Genomic DNA, 23,629 nt, shown 5'->3' on the forward strand with positions numbered 1-23,629 from the left:
AGCTCGGTGCGGGCTCTTTCTTTATCGAGTTCTCATCGCACTTCGCTGGTCACGTTCCTGCATGCTTCATCACTGAACCTGCGCGATGCGCAGTAGGTTGGTCGTGCCGGCGACCGTGAAGGGCAGCCCCGCAGAGATCACGATGGACTGGCCACGCTCGCCGAAGTGCTCGTCGAGGACGGTCCGGCTGGCCAGCTCTGTCATCTCCAGCACGTCGACCACTTCGTGGCACAACACCGCATGCACGCCCCAGGCAAGCGCCAGCCGGCGCGCAGTGGCCATGCGTGGCGTCATGCCGAGGATCGGCACTTCGGGGCGCTCCCGCGCCATGCGCAGCGCGGAGTATCCGGAGCTGGTGTAGGCGACGGTGGCGGGCACCTTGAGCAGCCCCGCCACATGCCGCACCGCATAGCCGATGGCATCAGCGGCGTCTGCGCGCGGAGGCGTATGGTAGGCCTGGATGGCGTCGTGATAGAGCGGATCGGATTCGGTCCGTCGGATGATGCTGTCCATCATCGTCACGGCTTCAATCGGATAGCGGCCGGATGCCGATTCCGCCGACAACATGACCGCATCAGCGCCATCGTAGACAGCGGTAGCAACGTCGGATGCCTCGGCGCGCGTGGGCACCGGAGCCGTGATCATCGACTCGAGCATCTGCGTGGCAACGATCACCGGTTTGCCCGCCTTGCGGCAAACACGCACGATCTGCTTCTGGATGGAAGGCACCTGCTCGGCAGGCATCTCCACGCCAAGGTCACCGCGGGCCACCATCACGGCATCCGCTTCGTCAATGATCGCTTCCAGGCTTTGAATGGCGGCAGGCTTCTCGAGCTTGGCGACGATGCTGGCGCGCCCTTGGACGATCGCCTTGAGCTCCCGGATGTCTTCGGGCCGCTGGACGAACGACAGCGCAATCCAGTCGATGCCGAGTGTCAGACCGAAATCGAGGTCGCGGCGGTCCTTCTCGGTCAACGCCGACAGAGGCAGCACGACGCCCGGCACGTTCACACCTTTGCGATCCGACAACGTGCCGCCGTTGACAACGGTGGTGTCTGCAAAATCAGCGCCGCAGGTGTCTACGCGCAACCGGATCTTGCCGTCGTCGAGTAGCAGCTCCGTGCCCTTGTGCAGAGCGGCGAAGATCTCCGGGTGCGGCATGCCGACACGCTGGTGCGAGCCGGGTGCATCGCGGTCGAGATCGAGTCGGAATGCATCGCCGGAAGTCAGTTTGACGGGACCATTCTCGAAGGTACCGATGCGCAGCTTCGGACCCTGCAGGTCCAGCAGGACACCGATGGGCCGGCCGCGCTCGCGCTCGATCACGCGGATCGTATCCAGGCGCCGCCGGTGGTCGTCGTGTGTGCCATGGCTGAAGTTCAGCCGGAAGACATCGGCCCCCGCCTCGAACAGGGCATCAATAACCTCCGGGGTGGTACTCGCCGGGCCCAGGGTGGCGACGATCTTCGCGTTGCGCAGGCGTCTCATGGGAGTTGCTCCAGATCAGGCGCGATCAGGATCGCGCGGAAGTCGTTCACGTTGGTCATCGTGGGGCCGGTCACAACCGCGTCGCCCAGCGCCTCGAAGAAGCCGTGTCCATCGTTGCAAGCCAGCGCGTCCTGCGCACGGAGGCCGAGCTGCCAGGCGCGCTGCAATGTGTCCGGTGTGACGATGGCGCCGGCGATCTCCTCCAACCCATCGACGCCATCGGTATCGCCCGCAATCGCGTGAACCCCAGGCTGCCCGCGCAATGCGAGCGCGAGTGACAAGAGGAATTCAACATTGCGCCCGCCCCTGCCCTTGCCGCGAACGGTGACCGTTGTCTCGCCGCCCGAGAGCAACACGCACGGGACCGGGAACGGTTCAGCGTGGCGCGCCACCTCCAGTGCCATGCTGCCTAACACCTTGCCGACGTCGCGCGCTTCACCTTCGATGGCGTCACCCAGAACGTATGCGGCGAAGCCGGCTTCGCGGGCCACACGCGCGGCAGCCTGTAACGCCATGCGTGGTGTAGCGATCAACCGGGTTTCGATGCGCGGCAGGCGTGTGTCGCCCGGCTTGATGGTCTCCGCGTCTTTAGAGGTGAGGACATTGCGCACCGGCGGAGGGATCGCAATGTCGTAACGGCGGATGATGTCGAGCGCATCGGTCAGCGTGGACGTATCGGGAACGGTAGGCCCGGACGCGATATCGACCGGATCATCGCCTGGCACGTCGGACAGCAGCAGATTGCAGACGCGCGCCGGATAACAGGCCGCAGCCAGGCGTCCGCCCTTGATGGCAGAAAGATGGCGCCGCACGCAGTTCATTTCGGTGATGGTCGCGCCGGAGGCCAGCAGCGCACGGTTCACGGCCTGCTTGTCGGCAAGCGAAATACCCGGCAGGGGTAGCGGCAGGAGTGATGAGCCGCCGCCCGAGATCAGGCAGACCACCAGGTCATCCTCCGTGAGCCCCGACACCAGGTCGAGCATCTCGCGGGCGGCCAGAAGGCCAGCGGCGTCCGGCACGGGATGTGCCGCTTCGACAATGCGAATCTGTTTGCACGGGACGGCATATCCGTAACGCGTCACGACAAGCCCGTTCACCGATGTGCCCCACGCCTGTTCGAAAACGTGCGCCATCGCGGCCGACGCCTTCCCCGCTCCAATCACGATCGTGCGGCCTTTCGGGCGTTCCGGCAGATACGTGGGCAACGTCAGTGCCGGCTGCGCGGCGGCGATAGCAGCGTCAAACATATCGCGCAGCAGCTTGCGGGCGGTGTCGTCGCGCATGTCATGTCTCATCGGGTTAGCCAGCAGCGCGCTGGCGCAGAGATGGCACTGCGGGATGCCGAGCTTGCCGGGTGCGCTTTACCACCGAGCAGGCACAAGGCTCGCCGAACACGCGTCGAGTCATTGCTGTCTCCTATCTGCCTTGTAGTTGACACACGCCTGCAGCTCTTTTTCGTCTGCTTCAGTGATTACGTGCTTTTCGTGCGGGGACGGTCTCATGGGCGAGCCTCCTGGCCCGCCCCGCTGTCATGCGGCTTTGGCTGTTCGGTTCGTAGCGAGGTATTGGCAGACGGCCTGGGTCACCTGCGCAGTGGTCGCCTTGCCCCCCAAATCGCCGGTGTGCAGTGCCGGGTTGCCGGTCACCGCTTCAATGGCAGCCATGACCTGACGCGCGGCCTCGGTCTCGCCGAGGTGTTCAAGCAGCATCACGACCGACCAGAAGGTGCCGACTGGATTGGCCAGCCCCTTGCCCATGATGTCGAAGGCCGAACCGTGGATCGGCTCGAACATGGACGGGTACCGGCGCTCCGGATCGATGTTTCCGGTGGGCGCGATACCCAGGCTGCCGGCCAGCGCGGCGGCCAGATCACTCAGGATGTCGGCGTGCAGGTTGGTTGCAACGATGGTGTCGAGCGTGGCCGGGCGGTTGACCATGCGCGCGGTGGCGGCGTCCACGAGTTCCTTGTCCCACTTCACGTCTGGGAATTCCTTGGCAATCTGCACGGCGATTTCGTCCCACATCACCATGGCATGGCGCTGGGCGTTGGACTTGGTGATGACAGTCAGGAGCTTGCGCGGACGCGACTGCGCCAGCTTGAAGGCGAAGCGCATGATCCGTTCGACACCGGCTCGGGTCATCATCGACACGTCGGTGGCAGCCTCGATCGGGTGGCCCTGGTGCACACGACCGCCCACGCCGGCGTATTCGCCTTCGGAGTTTTCACGAACGATCACCCAGTCGAGATCCTTCGGGCCGCAGCGCTTTAGCGGCGCGTCGATGCCGGGCAGGATCCGTGTCGGGCGCACGTTGGCGTACTGATCGAAACCCTGGCAGATCTTCAGGCGCAGCCCCCACAGCGTGATGTGGTCGGGAATCTGCGCGTCACCGGCCGAGCCGAACAGGATGGCGTCCTTGTCGCGCAGGGCGTCCAGGCCGTCCTCCGGCATCATCGCGCCATGCTGGCGGTAATAGTCACCGCCCCACTCGAAGTTCTCGAACTCGAAGCCGAAGCCGGCGCCCGCGGCAGCCAGCGCTTCCATGACTTCCCGACCGGCCGGCACGACCTCCTTCCCAATGCCGTCGCCTGGGATGGTTGCAATACGGTATGTCTTCATGGGGTGTCTCCTGAATGGAACCGGCGGTGCGTCGCCGTGGGGTGTGCAGCGATTCTCAGGCGTGGACACGGTTGCTGATCGGCTCTAAAGTTAATCCATTCTTAACTATGAGTTAAAGGTAAAACGGTGTCGGCTCCTGGCGTCCAACCTGCAGAACTCGGCTTTTTCGTAGCGCTGGCGACCGCCGGCAGCCTGAGCGCGGCGGCGCGTAATCTGGGCATCACCACGCCCGCAGTCAGCAAGCGCCTGGCGCAGATGGAAGCGCGCATCGGCATGCCCCTCGTGACGCGCACGACCCGGCGCATGAGCCTCACCCCGGAAGGCGAGGTCCTCCTGGAACGTGCGCGTCGCATCCTGGGCGAGATCGACGACCTGGACCAACTGCTCACACAGGCCAAGGGCCGCCCCAGCGGCCTGCTCCGCGTCAACGCCACGCTCGGCTTCGGGCGCATGCACATCGCGCCGGCCATCTCGGAGTATGTAAAGGCGTATCCAGACGTGGACGTGCAACTGCAACTCTCTGCCGACCCGCCCCCACTGAATGAGGACCTGTTTGATGTGTGTGTGCGCTTTGGCGAGCCACCCGATGCACGCATCGTCGCGCGCAAGGTGGCATCCAACCGGCGCCTGCTCTGCGCGTCGCCCGCCTACCTGCGCGAGCGCGGAACGCCCACAACGCCGGCCGAGCTGGCGCGCCATAACTGCATCGGTATCCGCCAGGGCAGCGATGCCTATGGTGTGTGGAGGCTGGCATCCGGCAAAGGTGCCAAGCGCCGGACCGAAACCGTGCACGTGCGCGGCAATCTCACCACCAATGACGGCGAGATCGCGGTGAACTGGGCGCTGGAGGGGCACGGCATTGTCATGCGCGCCGAATGGGATATCGAGCGCTATCTCAAGAGCGGCCGGCTCGTGCAGGTGTTGCCGCAATACGCAACGCCCGAGGCGGACGTCTATGCGGTGTACCACCAACGCCATCAGCTTTCATCTCGCATCCGGCTGTTCGTGGATTTTCTGATGGGCAGGTTCGAAAAGACCCGTATGGGATGACGCTCGATCACCGATGTTCCATATCTTCGTGGACGTCGTGCGCACGCTCGCGTGCCTCGTGCTCACGGAGCTTCAGGGCTTCGCGGTCACGCCGGATGTTGCGATGCTCGGCACGGAGTTCACGGTGCGCCTCGCGGCGCTCCATGCGTTCGGCACGTTCATGACCATGGTCTTCCGGATGTGTTGGCGGCATGGGCTGCGCAAGGGCAGCAGTACCGGCGACTGCAAACAACGCAGCGAGCAAGGTGTGTTTGGTTTTCATGGGGTGGCTCCTCTTGAGTTGTCATGCGTGCCTACCCCCGACGGCTGGTGCGTCGAAATTTCAGGATAGGCCTCTGCAATTCAGCAAGAAGCCGGCCCCGTGGCGCGCAGGCGCGCGCATAAGCTGCGCCCGGGCCACCGACGGTGTGTTTCTGTTTGTATCGACCGCAGGCACGTCACTTGACGCCTGGACTTTGCGCCCAGGCGGCGACTGGCTGCACTGCCATGAGGAGGATGGCCTAGTGAGACACGGCGACCGTTCGGCGGCCGCTGGTGCGAACGTGTCCGGATGCCTTGAGTAGCGCGTAGCCCTGGAGAGTCACCCGGGCATAGCAATGATCCGGGCCACGGCGCTCCAGCGTCACGAGCTGACGTTCGATGAGCGCTTCGACGTCGGCGCGGTCGAGGTCGTCGGATTCGGCACCATCGTTGACGAGAAGCAAGACAGCAAATTCATGGGGACTCAGCACAGTCGGCTCCAGCTTGTCTGTTGGCCGTCGCACGCAATCGGTGCGGGTGGGCGGGCGTGGTTTTCACTGACACCATGAGCACTGCAAGAGCCGCCGAGAACACCGGGAGAGAGCAGCTGGGTTTGCAGGAGAAGCCAGCATAGGCACGTGCGCAGCCGCATTCAAGAGGGCAAATCCCGTGCGTCGTGCGAGGAGATCTGCGACCCCTTGGTCGATGGTGGTCCGCCAACCGTTTGCCGTGCCGTACAGCGCACAGGCGGCAACGATTGCGCATTGCAGAAAAGTCCGCCCTCCTCCGTTTGCGCTAAGTCAATTGCACAAAAGAATGCGCCCCGGTGACTCGCATCACCGGGGCGCTGAGCACTGCGCTCTGGGTTGACCTTACACGTCGTCGGCGACGACGTTGGCGCGGCGGCCAAAGCCATGCAGCGGGTCAACGCGTTCGACGCGCTGGAGTCGCGCGTAGGGGTCGTCCAATTGTGCATGCGCACCAAATGCATGGAGTGCGCGATGGCGTTCCGTGGCACGGTCCGCTGCCTGCACTGCAGCACGGCCATGCACCACGGCGGTCACGCTGCCGTAATGGCGGGCCATGCCGGGCCGAATCGCGTACGTCTGCGCCGGCGAGTCGGGCGATTGCGGCTCGACCCAATCGCTGCGGCCCAGGCGGCCGCGATAGCCAAACCGGTGGAAGCCCGCGGCATCGGCTGTCACCGCATCCACAGCCTTCACGAAGTCGCGCGGTTGCTGTGCAGGCGCATCAACGCGTGCCAGCGAGGGCTCTTCGCGGTCGAGGTTCTTCAGAACGATCGCCTCGCCGACAGGGCGGGAGCCGAGCACCGGCTCGTCCGGGTTGTATTCCGGGCTGCGGGTAAACGGCGTGGGCGGTGTGGCGGTGCCGGCAGGTGCGGGGCGGCCCGCCCACTCCTGCCACGAGCGCACGTGGGTGATATCGCCGTCATCGTCGTGGTCGACCACCAGCAGGCGCGTATTGCGCGGACGCTGCCAGGCGGGTTGCTGCTGCCCATGCAGCCCCCCACGCGACGCGCGAGCGGCAGCACCGGCGGAGGCAGCCGGCGCTGCCGGCGCACGGGCGATCTTGCGGCGAATGGCGCGGTCCAGCCGCGACAGCACCATCCACACCACGAGCACCCCGCCCATGCCGGCGATGATGTTGCCGTACATGCGCAGTTGCTCGAACGGCAGGCCGCTCGGGCCCACGCTGCTGATGGAGTAGCCCACGTACAGGCCCAGCAGGCCCCAGATCGAGATCACGAGCACCGGCCGGAAGATGCGGAACCACAGCACGTGGTGCAAGGTACCGACGACACCCTTGTCCGAAAACGACTGTCGGATCGAGTTTCGCGAAACATCAATGACGAGCATGGTCATGGCGAATTCCCCTGTTGTTGTTGGATGCCCCGGTCAGGGCTGGTCCAGCGGGCACGGGCACGCGTACGCTGGAAGGCGACGGCCGGAAAGCCGACCACCGTGGTGACAAGGTTCAGGATCCAGAACGCAACCGGATACCAGACCGTGTCGATGAAATAGCGCAGGATGTTGTCGTCGTAGCGGCGATCGATAAAGCAACCAACCAGCAACTGCAGCACACAGGTGATGAAGAGCAGCGTGCCGTGCCAGCGCGGGAGCGCTTCCATACGCCATTCGGGCGGCAGGGTAATGAAGAAACCGAGCACCGACCACGTGATGACGATCAGCATGTTGTACGCCCACACCACCGACAGTGCGTACTCGAAGAAGATCGGCCACATCATCGACTGCCGCAGGCTCGCCATCGCCGGCGCGTACTTGATCAGCGCCTGGATACCGCCCTTGGCCCAGCGCAGGCGCTGCTTGTACAGGCCGCGGAAGGTCTCGGGCATCAGGATCCACGACAGCGCGCGCGGCTCGTAACGGATCATCCAGCCACCCACCTGCAGCTTCCAGCTGATGTCGATGTCTTCGGTGAGCATGTCGTTGCTCCAGTAGCCGACATCCTCGATGGCGTGCTTGCGGAACATCACGACCACGCCCGACACCGTCAGCAGCCGCCCATAGATCTGCTGCGTCCGCTTGATGAGCCCCACGATCGACGAGAATTCGCCCACCTGCATGCGACCGAGCAAGGTCGAACGCGTGCGGATGCGCGGGTTGCCTGTCACCGCACCAATGGTCGGGTTCTCCATCAGGTGGCGGATCATCCAGGCAATCGCATCCACATCCAGGATCGAATCGCCATCAATGCACATCAGGTACTCGGCGTCGGTCACCTGCGCGGCGGTGGTGAGGCCGATCGCCTTGCCCTGGTTTGACGACTGGTGGATCACCACCAGCTGCGGGTATTCCGCAGCGAGTTCGTTCAGGCGTTCACCAGTGCGGTCGGAACTGCCGTCGTTCACGGCGATGATGTCGTAGTTCGGATACCGCATGCGCACGAGGTGGCTGATCACCTCGCGCACGTTCGCCTCCTCGTTGTAGCAAGGCACGATGATCGACACCTTGGGGTAGCTCTTAACCCCCAGCAGCGCCAGCGGATGCCGCACATTCTGCGTGCCCCGTTCGAGCAGGAAGTAATGCAGCAGCCCGCCGATCATCCAGAAATACGACATGAAGAACGGGTAGTAGAAGACAAAGCCGGAGATCCAGCGCTTGGCGGCGAGTGCGTCCACCATCTCAGCCTCCCGCCTTGTTGGTGTGGGACGGCGCGGCCGCTTCCGTCGTCGCGGGCTTCTTGTCTGCAGCCGCCTCGCCGGCCTTTGGCGGCTGGCTCTGCGGCGCAGCGCTGCTGTTAAGCTTCTCGACGCTTGCCGCATTGCCGCCCGGCGGCTTGCGCGTCTCGATATACGTCTTGAGCGACATCACATCGCGCAGCACCTCGGTATCGGGCCGACCGGCAATGAAGTCATCCGGGTAGTAGCCGTAGTTGAGCGCACCGGCCGCACGCAGCGCGCGCATCTGGTCACGCAGTTCGGTCGTCGGGATCGGCTTGTCCTGGTTGCGCCAGTCCACCGCCTGCAGCTCGAAGATGGTCTTCTTCAAGCCATCCTTGTGCTTGGCCACGGCGGCGGTCAGCTTCTTCATCCAGTCCTTCGGGTCCTTGGCCTCTTCCATATACGGCATGGCTTCGAGCGCCACGTAGTCGTACGCTTCCAGGAAGTCGTCATAGTTTTGCGCCGTCCACGTTTCAGCCTTCGGATCGAGCACCGGGCCCGAAAAGATGTTGCGCGCAGTCAGCATGTCGCGGCCGTTCTGATAGCCCTGCGCCACCGCGATCAACTCTTTCGAGAACGAGATCAGCGCAGCGGTCTTGGCCCGCGACCACTTGCGCATCAGCTCGGGCGACTGGCGGATCTGGTTGATGTCACCGGGCAGGCCCATGGCCTCGTAGGCCTTGAGCGCAGCGGGGCTGGCATCTTCGTAGTCATCGAGCACGCCATCGTCGTGGAACAGCACACCGTCGATGATCGAGTTCTTGGCCAGATCCTCATAGATGTCGCGGATCATCTGGCGCGCCTGCGGATCGAACGGTGACAGCCGTGGCGGCTTGACCGTGCCCGGCTTCTGCGGCGCACCCGGCAACGACTGCACGAGGTGCGTGGCGGCCGGGTTGTTGGCCGGCAGCTTGTACGACAGCATCGGCAGCCAGGCGTACACCTCCACCTTGGCCCGCGTCTTCAGCTGCCACGACACGCGCGAGAACAGGTCCGCACGCACCGGCATGTGCCGGTTCGGGAAGTACACCGCGTCCACGGCGCCGTTGCCCTTCGGATCGGCGAAGGCCTGCAGGTAGACCACGCGCGGCGCGAGGTCCTTGATGCGGTCGATCAGCTTGCCGAGGTTGGCTTCCTGCTGCTTCGGGTCCGGGTCATAGATGTAATCCATGTCGACCTGCACCACCCGCTGCACAGGGTTGATCTCGCCGTGGTGGGTCACGGGCTCGCGCAGCGAACGCTCAAGATCGCCGGTGTTGGTGTCGTAGCCCATCAGGCTTCGGCGGATGGCGGTCAGCGGCACGTCGGGCGTGTTTGGGCCCGGCTCCAGCGTGAGCATGTACTTCAGGCCCACGTTGGCGGCCTCCTGGTCAAGCATCAGGTTGTGCGCGCCATACGGCCACACCACGGTCTGCACCTTGGTGCCCACGTTCTTCTGGATGATGTCAACGCTGCGCTGCAGGTCGTCGCGCACGCGCTTGCGGTACTCATCATCGGTTTCGTACCGACCCAGGTTGCGCAGGTATTCGTGCGTGCTGGCCGCCGGCATCTCGTTGCCCTGCGGGTTACCCAGCGCGCCGTGGTGCATGTCCTGCGTGTGGGTGGCGAACTCGGCCAGGCCCGAGGCCTGCATCTCGCGGATCTGGTTCCAGTTCATGAAGAAGTCCCGCGGCACGATCTGCTTGTCCGACAGCTTGATCTTCGCGCCGGGTGGGGCGTTGGTCCACTCCGTCACCAGACCGAACACTGCGGGGAACCGGAACTGCTTGAGCAGCGGGAAGACCTTCGTGTAGTGGCTTTCATAGCCGTCATCGAACGTCAGCAGGATCGGGCGCTTGGGCAGCGGCTTGCCGCCACGGCGCGCCGCATCGATCTGCGCGAGCGTGACCGGGTGGTACCCGTTGGCCTGGATCCAGCTGAACATGTTCGTCAGCATCTTGGTATCGACGGCAAACCCGTCGGGCAGCGTCTCGAAGCTGGCGCGCAGGTTGTCGCGGATGTCGTGAAAGCACAGCACGCGGAAGGTCTTGCCGTCGTCCGGATCGGGCTTGGGCAGAAAGTCGACCTGGACGGCGGCAGCAGGGCGAACGGCGGCCACGAGTGCCAGCACCACGGCCAGGGCCATCCAGGCGATGAATCGTCGCAATGACGGTTGTCGGAGAGCTTGCATGGGCATCACAGCGGAATGTTGAGGTTCAGGTACAGGAACTTGCGGTTCTCGGGCTGGCCGTCGTAACGATGGCGGCCAAAGCCGATGCCGTAGGAAACCTGCGTCTTGCGATTGATCTGCCAGACATGTTCCAGCCGCGCTTCGACCATCGGGCTGTTGCCGAACGACTGCTGGTTGTACACGCCGCCAGTCAGGTACAGGCGCTGCGTGAACGACTTGTCGGCATAGCGCCAGGGCGTCCACGACCAGATGGCGGTGGCCGTTCCGCTGTAGTCGCGCGACGGCGTGAAGTAGTTCAGGCCGGTCATGGTGTTGGTGCTGGTATCGGCCCCCAGCAGCACGCCGACGGTGTGGCGCGGCGAGGTGAACACCTGCTGGTAGAAGTTCGCCGCCCAGCGCTTGCGAAGGTTGTTGTCGGTGTAACGCGACACGCCGTACGTCAACGACGCGTAGCGCGTTTCATCCCAGGTGTAGCGCACGTTCCCGCTGAGGGTCTTGCCGGTCACGCCCACCTGGTACGCCTTGTAGGGCACCTCCAGGTCATCGTTGGTGACCATGCCCGACACCTTCCAGTGATCGCTCGGGATCCACGCGGCATCAAGCGTGCCGCCGGTCTTGCCCGCCGCACCCACCGACTGGTGCACCTCGCCATTCACTTCGACGCCGGTGTCGAACCACTGCAGGCCAGCGCCGTTGCGCACGCGGCTTTGCGATGCGCCGTCAAACTGCGCACGGCCGGCAAAATTGTGGAAGAACAGGCGGTAGTGATCGGCAAACGGGCCGCTGTAAGCCTTGGTGCTGATGCCGAATTCGTTGTTGGCGAACACTGAATTGCCCTTGTCCGCCGTGGATTCGATGATGAGCTGTGGGCTCTGATAGACGTCCAGATCCTTGCGCAGCGCGTGCACGGAGCCGTTCTCCGGAAAGCGCTCGTCCAGTCCGTTGGCGACATCCTTGGCCGTCTTCAGGTCGTCCACCGCCAGCGACGCGCGGCCATAGCCAGCCACCACGCTCAGGTCATCCGGGTGCTCGGCAAGCGCCGTCTTGTACATGTCGCGCGAGCGGTACGGCTCGGTCTGCACCATCGCGCCGTCGGCACGAGCGCTGACGAGCGAGGCGGCGAACGGCGCTTCGTGGCGCCACTTGTCCAGCTCGGCAATGCCCTGGTGCGTGCGGCCCGTCAGGATCAGGTACTGCGCTTCCAGCCGCTTGATGCGCGAGTAATCGGGGTTGGGCGTGCCGGCTTCCGGCGCCAGGCGCACGTATTCCGGGTTGTCCGCCTTCATCTTGTCGAGCAGCGCGCGGGCGTCTTCAAAGCGGCCCGTATCCAGCATGGCGTAGAACAGGCCTTCCTGAACGTCACCGGTTTCGATTTCGCCGGGGCTCGCATCCTTGAGCGCACGGGCGTAGGCATCGGCAGCCTTGTCGGGCGTATCGAGATACGCATACGCATCACCTGCGGCCACACGCGTGTACGCTGGCACCTTGCCCGCCTGCGACATGGACTGGTAGCGCTTGACGGCGTCTTTCATGCGCCCGCGCGAGGCCAGAGCCACCACTTCATCGGCCACAATCTCCTGGCGGAACTCTGCGTTCTCTGGCGTATCGGGCACCTTCTTGAGCAGCACCTCGATCTCGGCCACGGCCTGATCGATGATGACGAAGCGTTCCGGCCCGTTGATGACCTTCAACTGCTGGCGCCCCCAGCGGATGCGCTGTGCGGCGGCCGCATGGTCGACGTGCCACGATTCGCTCTCCTTGAACCAGTCCGGGTGCTCGCGCAGATGCTCTTGCGCCAGCGTGGCTGCGCCCTCGCGCGACTCCCGCATGACCTCATCGTGAAAGGCCTGGCGGTCGGTCGGCATCGGGCCGACAGGCGCGTTGTCGGGGGCATTGCCGGCGGCATGTGTGGCGGCGGCATTGGCGGCTTCCGGCGACACCTGTAGCGGTTCCAGGGCACCCGGACCCTGAGCGCTCGGGCCCGACGGCATGGCCGGCGCCCGTGCCGCCGGTTCCGGTGTCGGAGCGCCCGGCGGCAGGATCACCGTAGGCGACGGCGGTGCAGACGGAGGCGCCGGGGGGGCTGCCTGGCCAGCAGGCATCGACGATGCGGGGGCCTGCGTGGTTGCCGCGGGCGATGTCGTGACGGACGACTCTGCGGGCGGCACCGCCTGTTGTGCAACCAGCAGCGTGCTGGCCGGAGACACCGGCAGATCGTCACCGCCGACGATGACGGTGGTAGATGCAGAGGTGGCCGGGCCCTTGCCCGCCGCGTCGGCCAACTGCGTGTCGATCAGGCGACGCGTGGCCGCGCTGGAAGCAGCGTCGGTCGCGGCGTGCGCGATCATGGGCACCGTACCGACCACCACAACGGTGGCGGCAGCAATTGCGCAGCGGCGGGGATGCCATGCCACAGCCGCGCGGGTGCGCTCGGCTGGCAGGCTCCAGGAGAGTGGCTCGTGGGGTGTCATTGTTGTCATGTCCAGTGGGCGGCCCGTGCAGGCGCACGTCATCCGCATTGCATGAAGAGGTGCCTGGGCTGCGTCAGCCGAGGCGGGCCGTACCGTTGGCGGTGCGCACCGGGGCGCGCATCGGCTTGGCAGGAGCTACACCGCCGGTCACGCCGCCAAAGGCCCGCGTCATGGCGGCCCAGCGGGATTCGGCGCCCAGTTCAGTGACCGATGCGTTCACCGATGCATTCGTCCGCTCGGGCGCCCCCATCTGGGGGGAGGAAGACGCCATCACCGCGTCTCGGGCCGGTGCGCTGGCCTGGAGCGGAGTCGGTGTGCGTGCAGCGGTTTGCACGAACAGGTCTGCGTCTTGTGCATCGCCAGACACCTGGACCGATGTCTGTGCAGATGCAGCGCCGATGGTGGCGGCAGCCCCGCCCTGCAGTTCCAGCGGAATCCCCAGGCGCATGGCGGCGTACACGGCCTCGCTCTTGTTGCGCACGTTCAGGCGTCGATACAGCGTGCACGCGTGCGTCTTGACGGTGGCTTCCGAAATGCCCAGCAGGCGACCGACACCCTTGACGGAGTGGCCGCGCGACAGCAACACGAGCACTTCGTACTGTCGCAGCGAAACATTCAGCCGCTGCGCCGCTTCGGACGCCTCCATCGAGAGCATCGGCAAGGCCGCGCTGGCCGCACGTGGCATCAGCGCCGGATACGACTGGCCGCCGGCCAGCACGAGCCGCAGCATGGCCAGCAAGACTTCCTGCGGTTGCGATTTGGCGCAGTAAGCGTCCACACCGCACGTCATGGCAACGTGCGCCTCGTCGGCAGACAGGCTGGCCGCGAGCAGCACCACCCGGCTGGCCTCGCTGCTGTCGATGGCCTCGCGCAATTGGGCAGCGAGTTGGCCGGCGTCAGTCGGGCCATCGGCCTCGTCCAAACCGATGACGAGCAGGTCGGCGCGTTCATCGCAAGCATGCAGTTCGCCAGGGACGCCAGCGGGCAATGCCGGGGCGATGACCTCCAGGCCGAGGGTGGGATGCGCGAGCAACTGCGCAAGTCCGGCTCGTAGCAACGGATGATTCTCCAGCAGGACTGCTTTCATGGTTTCCTCGTTTTCTTGTGAAGCGATTCCGGTCAAGCGCGCACACGCCTGCAGCTGCGAGCGAGCACGCATATGACCGTCGAAACCCCGGGACCGTCCAAAAGAAGCGCCCTGCCGCCGGCGATGTGCCGGCTCTGGAGAAGCGAAGTGCGAATGCCGTGGGGACCGTGGGGACCAATCCGGTTCCGGATTCGCTTATTGGAAAAACCTGTCTGCATGTGGCGGAACTGCCTTGCACATACAGAGTGACCGCAGGACATAGAGCAAGCATCGGGCCACCTACGTGCAGCGCAACATCTGCTTACACTTGGAGCACAAATGACGTCGTGCAGAGGGCGGTGGAAACCCACTGTGGCAAAGGATTGGCGGCCAGCAGCAGCGATTGGTGCGACGCCGCAAATCCACTCCATTTCTGTAACGATTTGGTTACGAATCGGAGGCGTGTGACGACAGGCCGGATCATCCCGCCGGTTGTCCACTGAACGTTTTTACAACCTGTTTTAAAACTTACCGAGTGAGCGCCGCATTCGCCACATCATTGGCGGGACCGCAGGCGGATAGATGACCGATGCGCCTCTTCAGGGCTTATGGCGCATGGCAAAGAGGAAGAGGCTGTCGATGGCGCCCACCACGAAGATGAGGCCAGCAGCCGTATGCAGCATCCAGGCCCCGTCGGCGAACGGCAGTTGGATCGAAGTGTGCGGAATCGCCGCCACCACGCCCGCGGCCACCGACATGCGCAGCACCGGCACCCACCATGTGCGCTTGGCGGGCGGATCGTCGCGATGGCGCGGCGCGGGGTCGGGCGTCGAACGGGGCATGCGGCAGGGACGAGAAGTGATGGCCATGCTGCATTGTTGAACACAACCGATCGAAGCGAAACAGAAAACAGCGCCGTGCAATGCCCGCAATTCCGCTGACTGAAACTGGCTAGGCGGGGTGCGCAGCCAAGTGCCCCAGGTTCTGCAGCATGTCGGCCGTCATCTCTGCCACACCGTATTCGGGCTTCCAGCCCCAATCGCGCCGGGCAACCGAGTCGTCGATGGAATTGGGCCAGCTGGCCGCAATCGCCTGGCGGAAATCCGGCGCGTAAGCCACCTCGAACGACGGACGGTGCCGGCGGATCTCCGCAGCCAGCTGCGCCGGCGTAAAGCTCACGCCTGCCAGGTTGTAGCTACCGCGCTCGCTGATGCGTTCGGCGGGCGCCTCCATCAACTCGATCGTGGCGCGCACGGCGTCGGGCATGTACATCATGGGGAGCGCCTCGTCGTGCTCAAGGAAGCACGTATAACGCTCGCCCTTGACGGCCGAGTGGAAGATGTCGATGGCGTAGTCCGTCGTGCCGCCGCCCGGCGCGGTCTTGTACGAGATCAGGCCCGGATAACGCAGGCTGCGCACGTCCACGCCGTGGTGCTCGAAATACCAGCGGCACCAGCCTTCTCCCGCCAGCTTCGAAATGCCGTAGACGGTCCTGGGCTCCATGATCGTGCTCTGCGGCGTGTTGTCCGCAGGGGTGGTGGGCCCGAACGCGGCGATCGAGCTGGGCCAGAAGATCCGCTCAAGCTGATGATTGCGCGCCGCTTCCAGCACGTTCAGCAAGCCATTCATATTGAGCGCCCAGCCCCACGTGGGCGATTGCTCTGCCGCGGCCGACAGCGCCGCCGCCAGGTGATAGATCTGCGTGATGCCGTGGCGCTCGATGATCTCGCGCAGCTGGCCGCGATCGGTCACATCCAGCGTTTCGTGGCGGATCTGCGGGTGGCGGCCCCGGGGCACCATGTCGCTGGTCACCACGTTGCCGTTGCCGTAGCGCTCGGCCAACGCAGCGGCCAGCTCCGTCCCCAATTGCCCGTTGGCGCCGATGATGAGGATGCGCGGCGCCGTTCCAACATTCGCGCTGATACCGGTGCTCATCAGATAATCCCCAGTTCCTTGCCGGCGGTTTCAAACGCCTTGAGCGCCGCATCGAGTTGCACGCGCTCGTGCACTGCGCTGATCTGCACGCGGATGCGCGCCTGCCCCTTGGGCACCACCGGGTAGAAGAAGCCGACCACGTAGACGCCCAACTCGAGCAGGCGTTTGGACAATGCCTGCGCCTTCTGTGCGTCGTACACCATGATCGGCACGATGGGATGGTCGCCCGGCTTGATATCGAAGCCTAGTTCGACGATCTTGCGGCGGAAATACAGCGCGCTGTCTTCCAGCTTGTCGCGCAGCGCGGTGTCGGCTTCCAGCAGATCGAGCACCTTGATGGTGGCCCCGACAATGCACGGCGCCACCGTGTTCGAGAACAGATACGGCCGCGAACGCTGGCGCAGCAGTGCCACCACTTCCTTGCGCGCACTCGTGAAGCCGCCCGATGCACCGCCCAGGCCCTTGCCCAGCGTGCCGGTGATGATGTCGATCTTGCCAAACACGCCGCGGTGTTCGTGCGAGCCGCGCCCCCGCTTGCCGAGAAAGCCCGTGGCATGGCATTCATCAATGCCCAGCAGCGCACCGAATTCATCGCAGATGGCGCGGATCTCATCCAGCCGGGCGATGGTGCCGTCCATCGAGAACACGCCGTCGGTAAACACAAGCTTGAAGCGCGCGCCCGCCGCGTCAGCGGCCTGCAATTGCGAGCGCAGGTCGTCCAGATCGTTGTGCTTGTAGCGATAGCGCTGCGCCTTGCACAGGCGGATGCCATCGATGATGGACGCGTGGTTCAGCTCGTCGCTGATGACCGCGTCTTCAGCGCCGAGCAGCGTTTCGAACAGCCCGCCGTTGGCGTCGAACGCCGAGCCGTAGAGGATCGTGTCTTCGGTGCCGAGAAACTTCGCCAGCCGCGCTTCCAGCGTCTTGTGCAGGTCTTGCGTGCCGCAAATGAAGCGCACCGAGCTGAGGCCAAAGCCGTGCGTGTCGAGCGCCTCGTGCGCCGCCTTGAGCACCTCCGGGTGCGACGACAAGCCGAGGTAGTTGTTGGCGCAGAGGTTGATGACCTCCTTGCCGTCCGCCGTGCGGATCACAGCGCCCTGCGGCGAGGTGATGATGCGCTCGGTCTTGTAGAGACCGGCTTCCTCGATGGCGTCCAGTTCACGGCGGATGTGCGCGTAGAAGGCGTCGGTCGTAGCGCTGGCCTGCGTTGTCCCCATGGTGCTGCTCCTGTAGACTGCGTTGATCGATAAATCGAACATGTTCGATATATCGAATAATTTGTTCAATTTACAAGATACCACCCGATGGCACAAGCCCCCGCCACCGAAGTCCTTGCCAACGGCCCGCCCGCCGTTGGCGCCAAGCTGCAGGCGCTGCGTCAGGCACGCAAGCTGTCGCTCGATGAACTGTCGCGGCGCGCAGGTGTGTCCAAATCCATGCTCTCGCAGGTGGAGCGCAACCTGGCCAACCCGACTGTCGCCGTGCTGTGGCGCCTGGCCACCGCGCTTGGCGTGGGGCTGGCCGATTTTCTGTCGCCCGAAGGCACGGCCGATGCGGCGCCCGCGGTAACGGTCATCCCCGCTCACTCCATCCCAGTCATCAAAAGCCCGGATGGCAAGTGCGAATTGAAGATTCTTGGCCCCGTCGACCTGGCAGCGCGCTTTGAATGGTATGAACTGGCGATCCAGCCCGGCGGCGTGCTGGCGTCAGAGCCGCACGAGCTGGGCTCGAAGGAGCACATCTCGGTGCTGAGCGGCACGGTGACGGTGCAATCCGGCCCGAGCGAGAAGAAGGTGCGGCATGGGGAATCGGCGCGCTATCCGGGGGATGTGCAGCACGCCATCTCAAACGCCGGCAAGACGGTGGCGACGGCGTTGCTGGTGGTGGAATACGCGCAGTAAGCGCTGCAGATCGGCTGCTGCCTAGGCTGCCTGCAGTTCAGGCGCGCGCCACACGCGCGGCAGCAGCACCCCGAGCATCAGCCCGCGCAGCGCCATGAACCCCAGCATCGACAACCACAGCCCGTGGTTGCCCCACAGCGGCTGCAGCGTGACTGACAAGCCCAAGAACGCGGCAGCCGCCACGGCCATCGTCACCAACAGTTCACGCGTGCGCGTCGCGCCGATGAACACCCCGTCAAACTGGAAGCCCCATACCGACACGATCGGCAGCAACGCTGCCCACACCAAATAGTGGCGCGCGGCTTCACGCACGGCGGCCTGATCGGTCAGCACGCCGATGATGCCGGCGCCCGCCAGCGCGTACACGGCGGCAAAGAGCGCCGCGCCCAGCAATGACCAGAACGTCGACACCTGAACCGCCATGCGCAGCGCAGCACGGTCCCGCGCGCCTATGGCGGCGCCCACCAGGGCTTCGGCCGCGTGCGCAAAGCCGTCCAGCCCGTAAGCCATGAAGGTCAGGAAGTTGAGCAGCAGCGCGTTGGCGGCCAGCACGACATCGCCCTGCTTGGCCCCTGCGTGGGCAAACCAGCCGAAGGCAGCCAAAAGGCAAAGCGTGCGCAGGAAAATGTCGGTGTTCAGCCCCATCAGGCGGCGCCAAGCGTTGCGGGCAAGCAGTTCGGCGCGCGTGAGCGGCGGCAGACCAGTGGGCCGTTGCAGCCAGAGCAGCAGCATGCCGAGCCCAAACCCTGCGATATCAGCCAGCGCCGTTGCGGCGCCAATACCGCCGACGCCCATGCGGGCACCCAGCACGAGGGTCAGCACGGCCAACATGTTGACGGTGTTGATGAACACCTGCAGCAGCAACGCCCGCCGCACCTGCTGTCGCCCGAGCAGCGTACCGAGCACCACGTAGTTGGCCAGTGCAAACGGCGCCGACCAGATGCGTGTGTGGCAATACACCTCGGCCATGCGGGTGACGGATTCGCTCGCACCGAGCAGCGCCAGCGTGATCCGGATCGCCGGCACCTGCAGCACCAGCAATACCGCTCCAATGGCAAAGGCCAGTAGCAGCGCGCGCACCACGCTCGCCCGCAACGCCTGTGTGTCGCCCGCGCCGTGTGCCTGCGACACCAGCCCCGTGGTGCCCATGCGCAAGAAGCCAAACCCCCAGAACACGAAGTTGAAGAAGACCCCGCCCAGCGCCACGCCGCCGATGTATTCCGGCCCCGGCAAGTGCCCCGCCACGGCGGTATCCACGGCCGACAGGATCGGCTGCGTCAGATTGGCCAGCACGATGGGAAACGCCAGCGTCAGCACGCGCCGGTGCCACCGCGCGGGTGACGCAGGTGCAACCGAAGGGGCGAAAGAGGACTCCATAGGGAGGAAAAACTGCGAGGAACGATGAAAAAGGCGGTGCAACCGCTCACGATTTCGCTATCATTGCGCCCCATTGCGGGCTCCGGAATCGGGCGGCAAGTGTGGTACCCCGCACAACGTCGCCGATGACTATACGCGAATCCCCCCGGAAGGCAGACACCGTGTTTTGCCTTTCATCGCGGCCGGACAGGTGCGGTTGATGCTACGCGTCACCCAGCACACGCATGTCCTGGGCTGGTGAGACCCACCACATGGGACGGCGGGCGGCGCCCAAACAGCGTCGCCTCGGTAGAACTAAGCGGACTGGTAAGCAAACCGCGGTGCCCTGTCGAACTTCCGACTCGCCGGGGCGGAGACTCCTCTTGGAAAAAAACGTACAACGCAATCTCGGCGCCTGGGCATTGATGTTGACCGGGTTGGGCTCGATCATCGGCTCCGGCTGGCTGTTCGGCGCCGGCCACGCTGCAAAGGTCGCGGGCCCCGCAGCCATCTTTACCTGGATCATCGGCGCCATCGTCATCCTGGCCATTGCCCTGACGTATTCCGAACTGGGCGCAATGTTTCCGGAATCGGGCGGCATGGTGCGCTATGCACGCTACTCGCATGGCTCGCTGGTAGGCTTCGTGGCGGCCTGGGCCAACTGGATCGCCATCGTCACCGTCATCCCCATCGAAGCCGAGGCGTCCATCCAGTACATGAGCAGCTGGCCGTGGCCCTGGGCGCAGTCGCTGTTCCAGCACGGTGAGCTGACGCCGCCTGGGCTAGTGCTGTCGGCAGTGCTCGTCGTCGTGTACTTCCTGCTCAACTACTGGGGCGTGAAGGTATTTGCCAAGGCGAACAACGCCATCACGATCTTCAAGTTCATCATTCCGGCCGCGACGGCGGTGGCGCTGGTTGCCGCGGGCTTCCACCCAGGCAACTTTGGCATGAGCACGGGCGCGAATGTGGCAGGACAGGGCTTTGCGCCGTACGGCTGGTCTGCCGTGCTGACCGCCATTGCCACCAGCGGCATCGTGTTTGCGTTCAACGGTTTCCAGAGCCCGATCAACCTGGCGGGCGAGGCACGCAACCCGGGCCGCAACGTGCCCATCGCGGTGATCGGGTCGATCCTGCTGGCCGCAGTGATTTACGTGGCGCTGCAGGTGGCCTTCCTGGGTGCGGTGCCGCCTGAGGCGCTGGTGGGCGGCTGGCACGGCATTGACTACCACTCGCCGTTCGCACAGTTGGCGATTGCGCTGAACCTGAACTGGCTGGCCATCGTGCTGTATATCGATGCCTTCGTCAGCCCGTCGGGCACCGGCAGCACGTACATGGCCACCACCACGCGCATGATCTACGCGATGGAGCGCAACAACACCATGCCGGCCATCTTCGGCCGCGTGCATCCGCTGTTTGGCGTGTCGCGTCCGGCCATGTGGTTCAACCTGGCGGTGTCGTTCATCTTCCTGTTTTTCTTCCGCGGCTGGGGCGCGCTGGCTGCTGTCATCTCGGTGGCGACGGTCATCTCGTACCTGACCGGCCCGATCAGCGTGATGTCACTGCGCCGCACTTCGCCGCAGCTGCATCGTCCGCTGCGTCTGCCGGGGCTGTCGCTCATCGCGCCGTTTGCGTTTGTGTGCGCATCGCTCATCCTGTACTGGGCCAAGTGGCCGCTGACCGGAGAGATCATCGTGCTGATGCTGGTGGCCCTGCCCGTGTACTTCTATTACCAGGCCAAGGCCGGCTGGCCCGACTTCAAGACCGAACTCAAGGGCGCGTGGTGGATGATCGCCTACCTGCCGACCATCGCCGCGCTGTCGTACTGCGGCAGCACGGAGTTCGGCGGCCACGGCTACATCCCGTACGGCTGGGACATGGGCATCGTGGCGGTGCTCTCGTTGTTCTTCTACCACTGGGGCGTGGCCAGCGGCTGGCACACGCGCTACCTGGATGAGGTGGACAGCGTGCACGAAGAGCAGACCGAGGTGCGCAGCCGCAAGCGTGCACCGCGCGAAGTCCCGCAAGGCGTCTGACACCGTTGTTGCACGCTGGAGAAAAACGCCCGACCGGTTCTGCCGGCGGGCGTTTTTTCTTGCACTGTTGCGGTGATGCCGCAGCGAGAGCCACGGCCGCTAAAGCTGGGATCGCGTCCTAGTCCGAACCGGCCTTGACGAAATCAATGAACGCCCTGAGCGGAGCCGGCACAAGCCGCCGCCCCGGATAGTAGAGATACGGCCCTGGGAACGGACGCCACCATGCCTCGAGCACTGGCTCGAGCGCCCCGCTGGCCAAATGTGGACGCAGCCAGTCTTCGTAGAGATGCACGACGCCGACGCCGGCAACAGCGGCGTCCACGACAAGATCGATCGCGCCCCCAATACGGACGAGCAGCGGGCCCGATGGGTCAACATTGACCACTTCACCGTCGCGCTCGAACTCCCACGGCGGCATGGCGCCGCTCGCAAATCGCCCACGCAGGCAAGCGTGGTCCAGCAGGTCGCGCGGATGGTTTGGGCGGCCGCGTCGATCGAGATAGCCGGGTGCCGCTGCCGTTGCGAAGCGCTGCGATCGCGGGCCGATCGGAACGGCGATCATGTCCTGTTCGAGCCGCTCGTCATAACGGATGCCTGCGTCGAAACCCGCAGCCAGGATGTCAACAAAGCTCTCTTCCGCCACGACCTCCAGCTGTATCTCGGGATAGGCGTCGAGAAAGCCCGGGATGATGGCGGGCAACACGAGCCGCGCGGCGCTCATCGGCACATTGAGCTTTAGCGTGCCGGCCGGCCTTTCGCGGAAACTGTTGACGACATCGAGCGCGGCTTCCACCTCGCTCAAGGCCGGCCGCAGGCGGCTCAGCAGACGCTGCCCCGCTTCGGTGGGTGAGACGCTGCGCGTGGTGCGGTTCAGCAGGCGCACACCGAGCTGCGTCTCCAGCCGCCGCACCGCCTCGCTGAGCCCGGATGCGCTCGCGCCCATCAGTCTTGCACCTTCGCGGAAGCCCTTGGCCTGCGCCACCGCCGCGAAGGCATTCAGATCACCCAGATCGATTTTCATTGTTCGCCTTTTCGCACAACCCGTGCGGATTATGTCCCCTTATCGCGCACCGCGCTTGCACCTAATCTGCTGTCACCCTTTCTTCTTCGATCTTCGACACAGGAGTGTGACCATGTCTCTCATCGTTCAGTCCGGCACGTTTTCCATCGGCGGCCACCAGGTGCGCCGCCTCGGCTATGGCGCCATGCAGCTCGCCGGCCCCGGCGTCTTCGGCCCACCCAAGGACCGCGACGCCGCGCTGGCCGTATTGCGTGAAGCCGTTGCCTCGGGCATCAACCACATCGACACGAGCGATTTCTACGGCCCGCACATCACGAATCAATTGATCCGCGAAGCGTTGCATCCGTATCGCGACGACCTGCTCATCGTCACCAAGATCGGTGCCCGGCGTGACTCGAAGGGTGCGTGGCTGCCGGCGTTTTCTGCGCAGGCGCTGACCGAAGCGGTGCACGACAACCTGCGCAACCTCGGCGTGGAGGTGCTGGACGTGGTGAACCTGCGAATCATGTTCGACACGCACGGCCCCGCCGAAGGGTCGATCGAGGCGCCCCTCACGGCCCTGGCCGAACTGCAACGGCAGGGGCTGGTGCGGCATATCGGGCTGAGCAACGTCACGGCCAACCAGATCGCAGAAGGACGGCGGATCTGCGAGATCGTCTGCGTGCAGAACCACTACAACCTCGCCCACAGAAACGACGACGCGCTGATCGATGCACTGGCCCGCGACGGCATTGCGTATGTCCCGTACTTCCCGCTGGGTGGGTTCAGCCCGCTGCAGTCGTCCACGCTCAACGATGTCGCGGCGCGGCTGGGTGCAACACCCATGCAGACCGCACTCGCCTGGCTGCTGCACCGGTCGCCGAACATCCTGGTGATCCCGGGCACCTCGTCGGTCGCCCACCTGCGCGAGAACCTGGGCGCAGCGGCGATGACGTTGCCGGAAGACGTGATGCGCGAACTCGACGCCGTCGCACATGCCTCGCACCAGGCGGCGTGATACTGCGCATGACGGCGCCGCGCCATGCCAGCAGCACCCCGTCGATTTGGCTCAGGTGCTGCACTATCATTGCCGACGACC

19 protein-coding genes are annotated in these 23,629 nt (G+C 64.8%); 5 read left to right on the plus strand and 14 right to left on the minus strand.

All coding sequences use genetic code 11. From position 1 onward, the window contains the following. Positions 1-69: 69 nt before the first annotated feature. From pyk to BEK68_RS18515, 3 genes are all read right to left on the minus strand, one after another. The gene (gene pyk, locus BEK68_RS18505) at positions 70-1,488 is read right to left on the minus strand and encodes a pyruvate kinase (protein ID WP_024542359.1); all 1,419 of its coding nucleotides are present in this window, start codon (positions 1,486-1,488) and stop codon (positions 70-72) included. Next, positions 1,485-2,771 (minus strand): glycerate kinase type-2 family protein, encoded by a 1,287-nt coding sequence (locus BEK68_RS18510; protein ID WP_024542358.1) that lies wholly within the window; start codon positions 2,769-2,771, stop codon positions 1,485-1,487. Before BEK68_RS18510 ends, pyk begins: the two co-directional genes overlap by 4 nt. 246 nt (positions 2,772-3,017) lie before the next feature. After that, positions 3,018-4,106 carry a tartrate dehydrogenase gene (locus BEK68_RS18515; RefSeq protein WP_004631332.1) on the minus strand — a complete coding sequence of 363 codons (1,089 nt, stop codon included), beginning with the start codon at positions 4,104-4,106 and terminating at the stop codon, positions 3,018-3,020. A gap of 126 nt (positions 4,107-4,232) precedes the next feature. Between BEK68_RS18515 and BEK68_RS18520 the strand changes: the two genes are divergently transcribed. Beyond that, on the plus strand, positions 4,233-5,156 hold the full coding sequence (locus tag BEK68_RS18520) for a LysR family transcriptional regulator (protein WP_004631331.1): 924 nt from the start codon (positions 4,233-4,235) through the stop codon (positions 5,154-5,156). Between the two features lie 13 nt (positions 5,157-5,169). Further along, a complete protein-coding gene (locus tag BEK68_RS25825; protein WP_170816398.1) occupies positions 5,170-5,487 on the plus strand; it encodes a hypothetical protein in 318 nt (105 codons plus the stop codon). Positions 5,488-5,656: 169 nt separating this feature from the next. Here the strand turns inward: BEK68_RS25825 and BEK68_RS25120 are convergent, their stop codons facing one another. The 9 genes from BEK68_RS25120 to kbl form a co-directional block, all read right to left on the minus strand. Next, positions 5,657-5,887 (minus strand): hypothetical protein, encoded by a 231-nt coding sequence (locus tag BEK68_RS25120; protein ID WP_004631329.1) that lies wholly within the window; start codon positions 5,885-5,887, stop codon positions 5,657-5,659. Positions 5,888-6,268: 381 nt separating this feature from the next. Further along, positions 6,269-7,279 carry a poly-beta-1,6-N-acetyl-D-glucosamine biosynthesis protein PgaD gene (locus tag BEK68_RS18535; protein WP_024542355.1) on the minus strand — a complete coding sequence of 337 codons (1,011 nt, stop codon included), beginning with the start codon at positions 7,277-7,279 and terminating at the stop codon, positions 6,269-6,271. After that, on the minus strand, positions 7,276-8,559 hold the full coding sequence (gene pgaC, locus BEK68_RS18540; RefSeq protein WP_004631327.1) for a poly-beta-1,6-N-acetyl-D-glucosamine synthase: 1,284 nt from the start codon (positions 8,557-8,559) through the stop codon (positions 7,276-7,278). The genes BEK68_RS18535 and pgaC overlap by 4 nt, the downstream gene beginning before the upstream one ends. Position 8,560: 1 nt before the next feature. After that, on the minus strand, positions 8,561-10,723 hold the full coding sequence (gene pgaB / locus BEK68_RS18545) for a poly-beta-1,6-N-acetyl-D-glucosamine N-deacetylase PgaB (protein ID WP_024542354.1): 2,163 nt from the start codon (positions 10,721-10,723) through the stop codon (positions 8,561-8,563). Between the two features lie 50 nt (positions 10,724-10,773). Beyond that, on the minus strand, positions 10,774-13,239 hold the full coding sequence (pgaA, locus tag BEK68_RS18550; RefSeq protein ID WP_024542353.1) for a poly-beta-1,6 N-acetyl-D-glucosamine export porin PgaA: 2,466 nt from the start codon (positions 13,237-13,239) through the stop codon (positions 10,774-10,776). Between the two features lie 73 nt (positions 13,240-13,312). Further along, the gene (locus tag BEK68_RS18555) at positions 13,313-14,326 is read right to left on the minus strand and encodes a LuxR C-terminal-related transcriptional regulator (protein WP_024542352.1); all 1,014 of its coding nucleotides are present in this window, start codon (positions 14,324-14,326) and stop codon (positions 13,313-13,315) included. A gap of 578 nt (positions 14,327-14,904) precedes the next feature. After that, positions 14,905-15,147 (minus strand): hypothetical protein, encoded by a 243-nt coding sequence (locus tag BEK68_RS18560; protein ID WP_009240075.1) that lies wholly within the window; start codon positions 15,145-15,147, stop codon positions 14,905-14,907. 109 nt (positions 15,148-15,256) lie between these two features. Continuing rightward, entirely contained in the window at positions 15,257-16,240 is a 984-nt protein-coding gene (locus BEK68_RS18565; protein WP_024542351.1) for an NAD-dependent epimerase/dehydratase family protein, read from the minus strand. Further along, positions 16,240-17,457 carry a glycine C-acetyltransferase gene (gene kbl, locus BEK68_RS18570; protein ID WP_024542350.1) on the minus strand — a complete coding sequence of 406 codons (1,218 nt, stop codon included), beginning with the start codon at positions 17,455-17,457 and terminating at the stop codon, positions 16,240-16,242. Before kbl ends, BEK68_RS18565 begins: the two co-directional genes overlap by 1 nt. Before the next feature lie 87 nt (positions 17,458-17,544). On the opposite strand from kbl, the gene BEK68_RS18575 reads away from it, so the two are divergent. Then, positions 17,545-18,141 carry a helix-turn-helix domain-containing protein gene (locus tag BEK68_RS18575; protein WP_024542349.1) on the plus strand — a complete coding sequence of 199 codons (597 nt, stop codon included), beginning with the start codon at positions 17,545-17,547 and terminating at the stop codon, positions 18,139-18,141. A gap of 21 nt (positions 18,142-18,162) precedes the next feature. Here BEK68_RS18575 and BEK68_RS18580 read toward each other — a convergent pair whose 3' ends face one another. Next, complete coding sequence (locus BEK68_RS18580; RefSeq protein WP_024542348.1) at positions 18,163-19,518, minus strand: MATE family efflux transporter; 1,356 nt, start codon at positions 19,516-19,518, stop codon at positions 18,163-18,165. 362 nt (positions 19,519-19,880) lie between these two features. Between BEK68_RS18580 and BEK68_RS18585 the strand changes: the two genes are divergently transcribed. Then, positions 19,881-21,530, plus strand: a complete 1,650-nt coding sequence (locus BEK68_RS18585) for an APC family permease (protein WP_024542347.1) — start codon at positions 19,881-19,883, stop codon at positions 21,528-21,530. A gap of 118 nt (positions 21,531-21,648) precedes the next feature. Here the strand turns inward: BEK68_RS18585 and BEK68_RS18590 are convergent, their stop codons facing one another. After that, positions 21,649-22,551, minus strand: a complete 903-nt coding sequence (locus BEK68_RS18590) for a LysR family transcriptional regulator (protein ID WP_004631317.1) — start codon at positions 22,549-22,551, stop codon at positions 21,649-21,651. Positions 22,552-22,663: 112 nt separating this feature from the next. Here BEK68_RS18590 and BEK68_RS18595 point away from each other — a divergent pair, with 112 nt between their 5' ends. Next, positions 22,664-23,548, plus strand: coding sequence for an aldo/keto reductase family oxidoreductase (locus BEK68_RS18595; RefSeq protein ID WP_024542346.1), 885 nt, complete (start codon positions 22,664-22,666; stop codon positions 23,546-23,548). The last annotated feature ends 81 nt before the right edge of the window (positions 23,549-23,629 follow it).

The sequence above is a fragment of the Ralstonia pickettii genome, from assembly GCF_001699815.1.
GTDB lineage: Bacteria > Pseudomonadota > Gammaproteobacteria > Burkholderiales > Burkholderiaceae > Ralstonia > Ralstonia thomasii.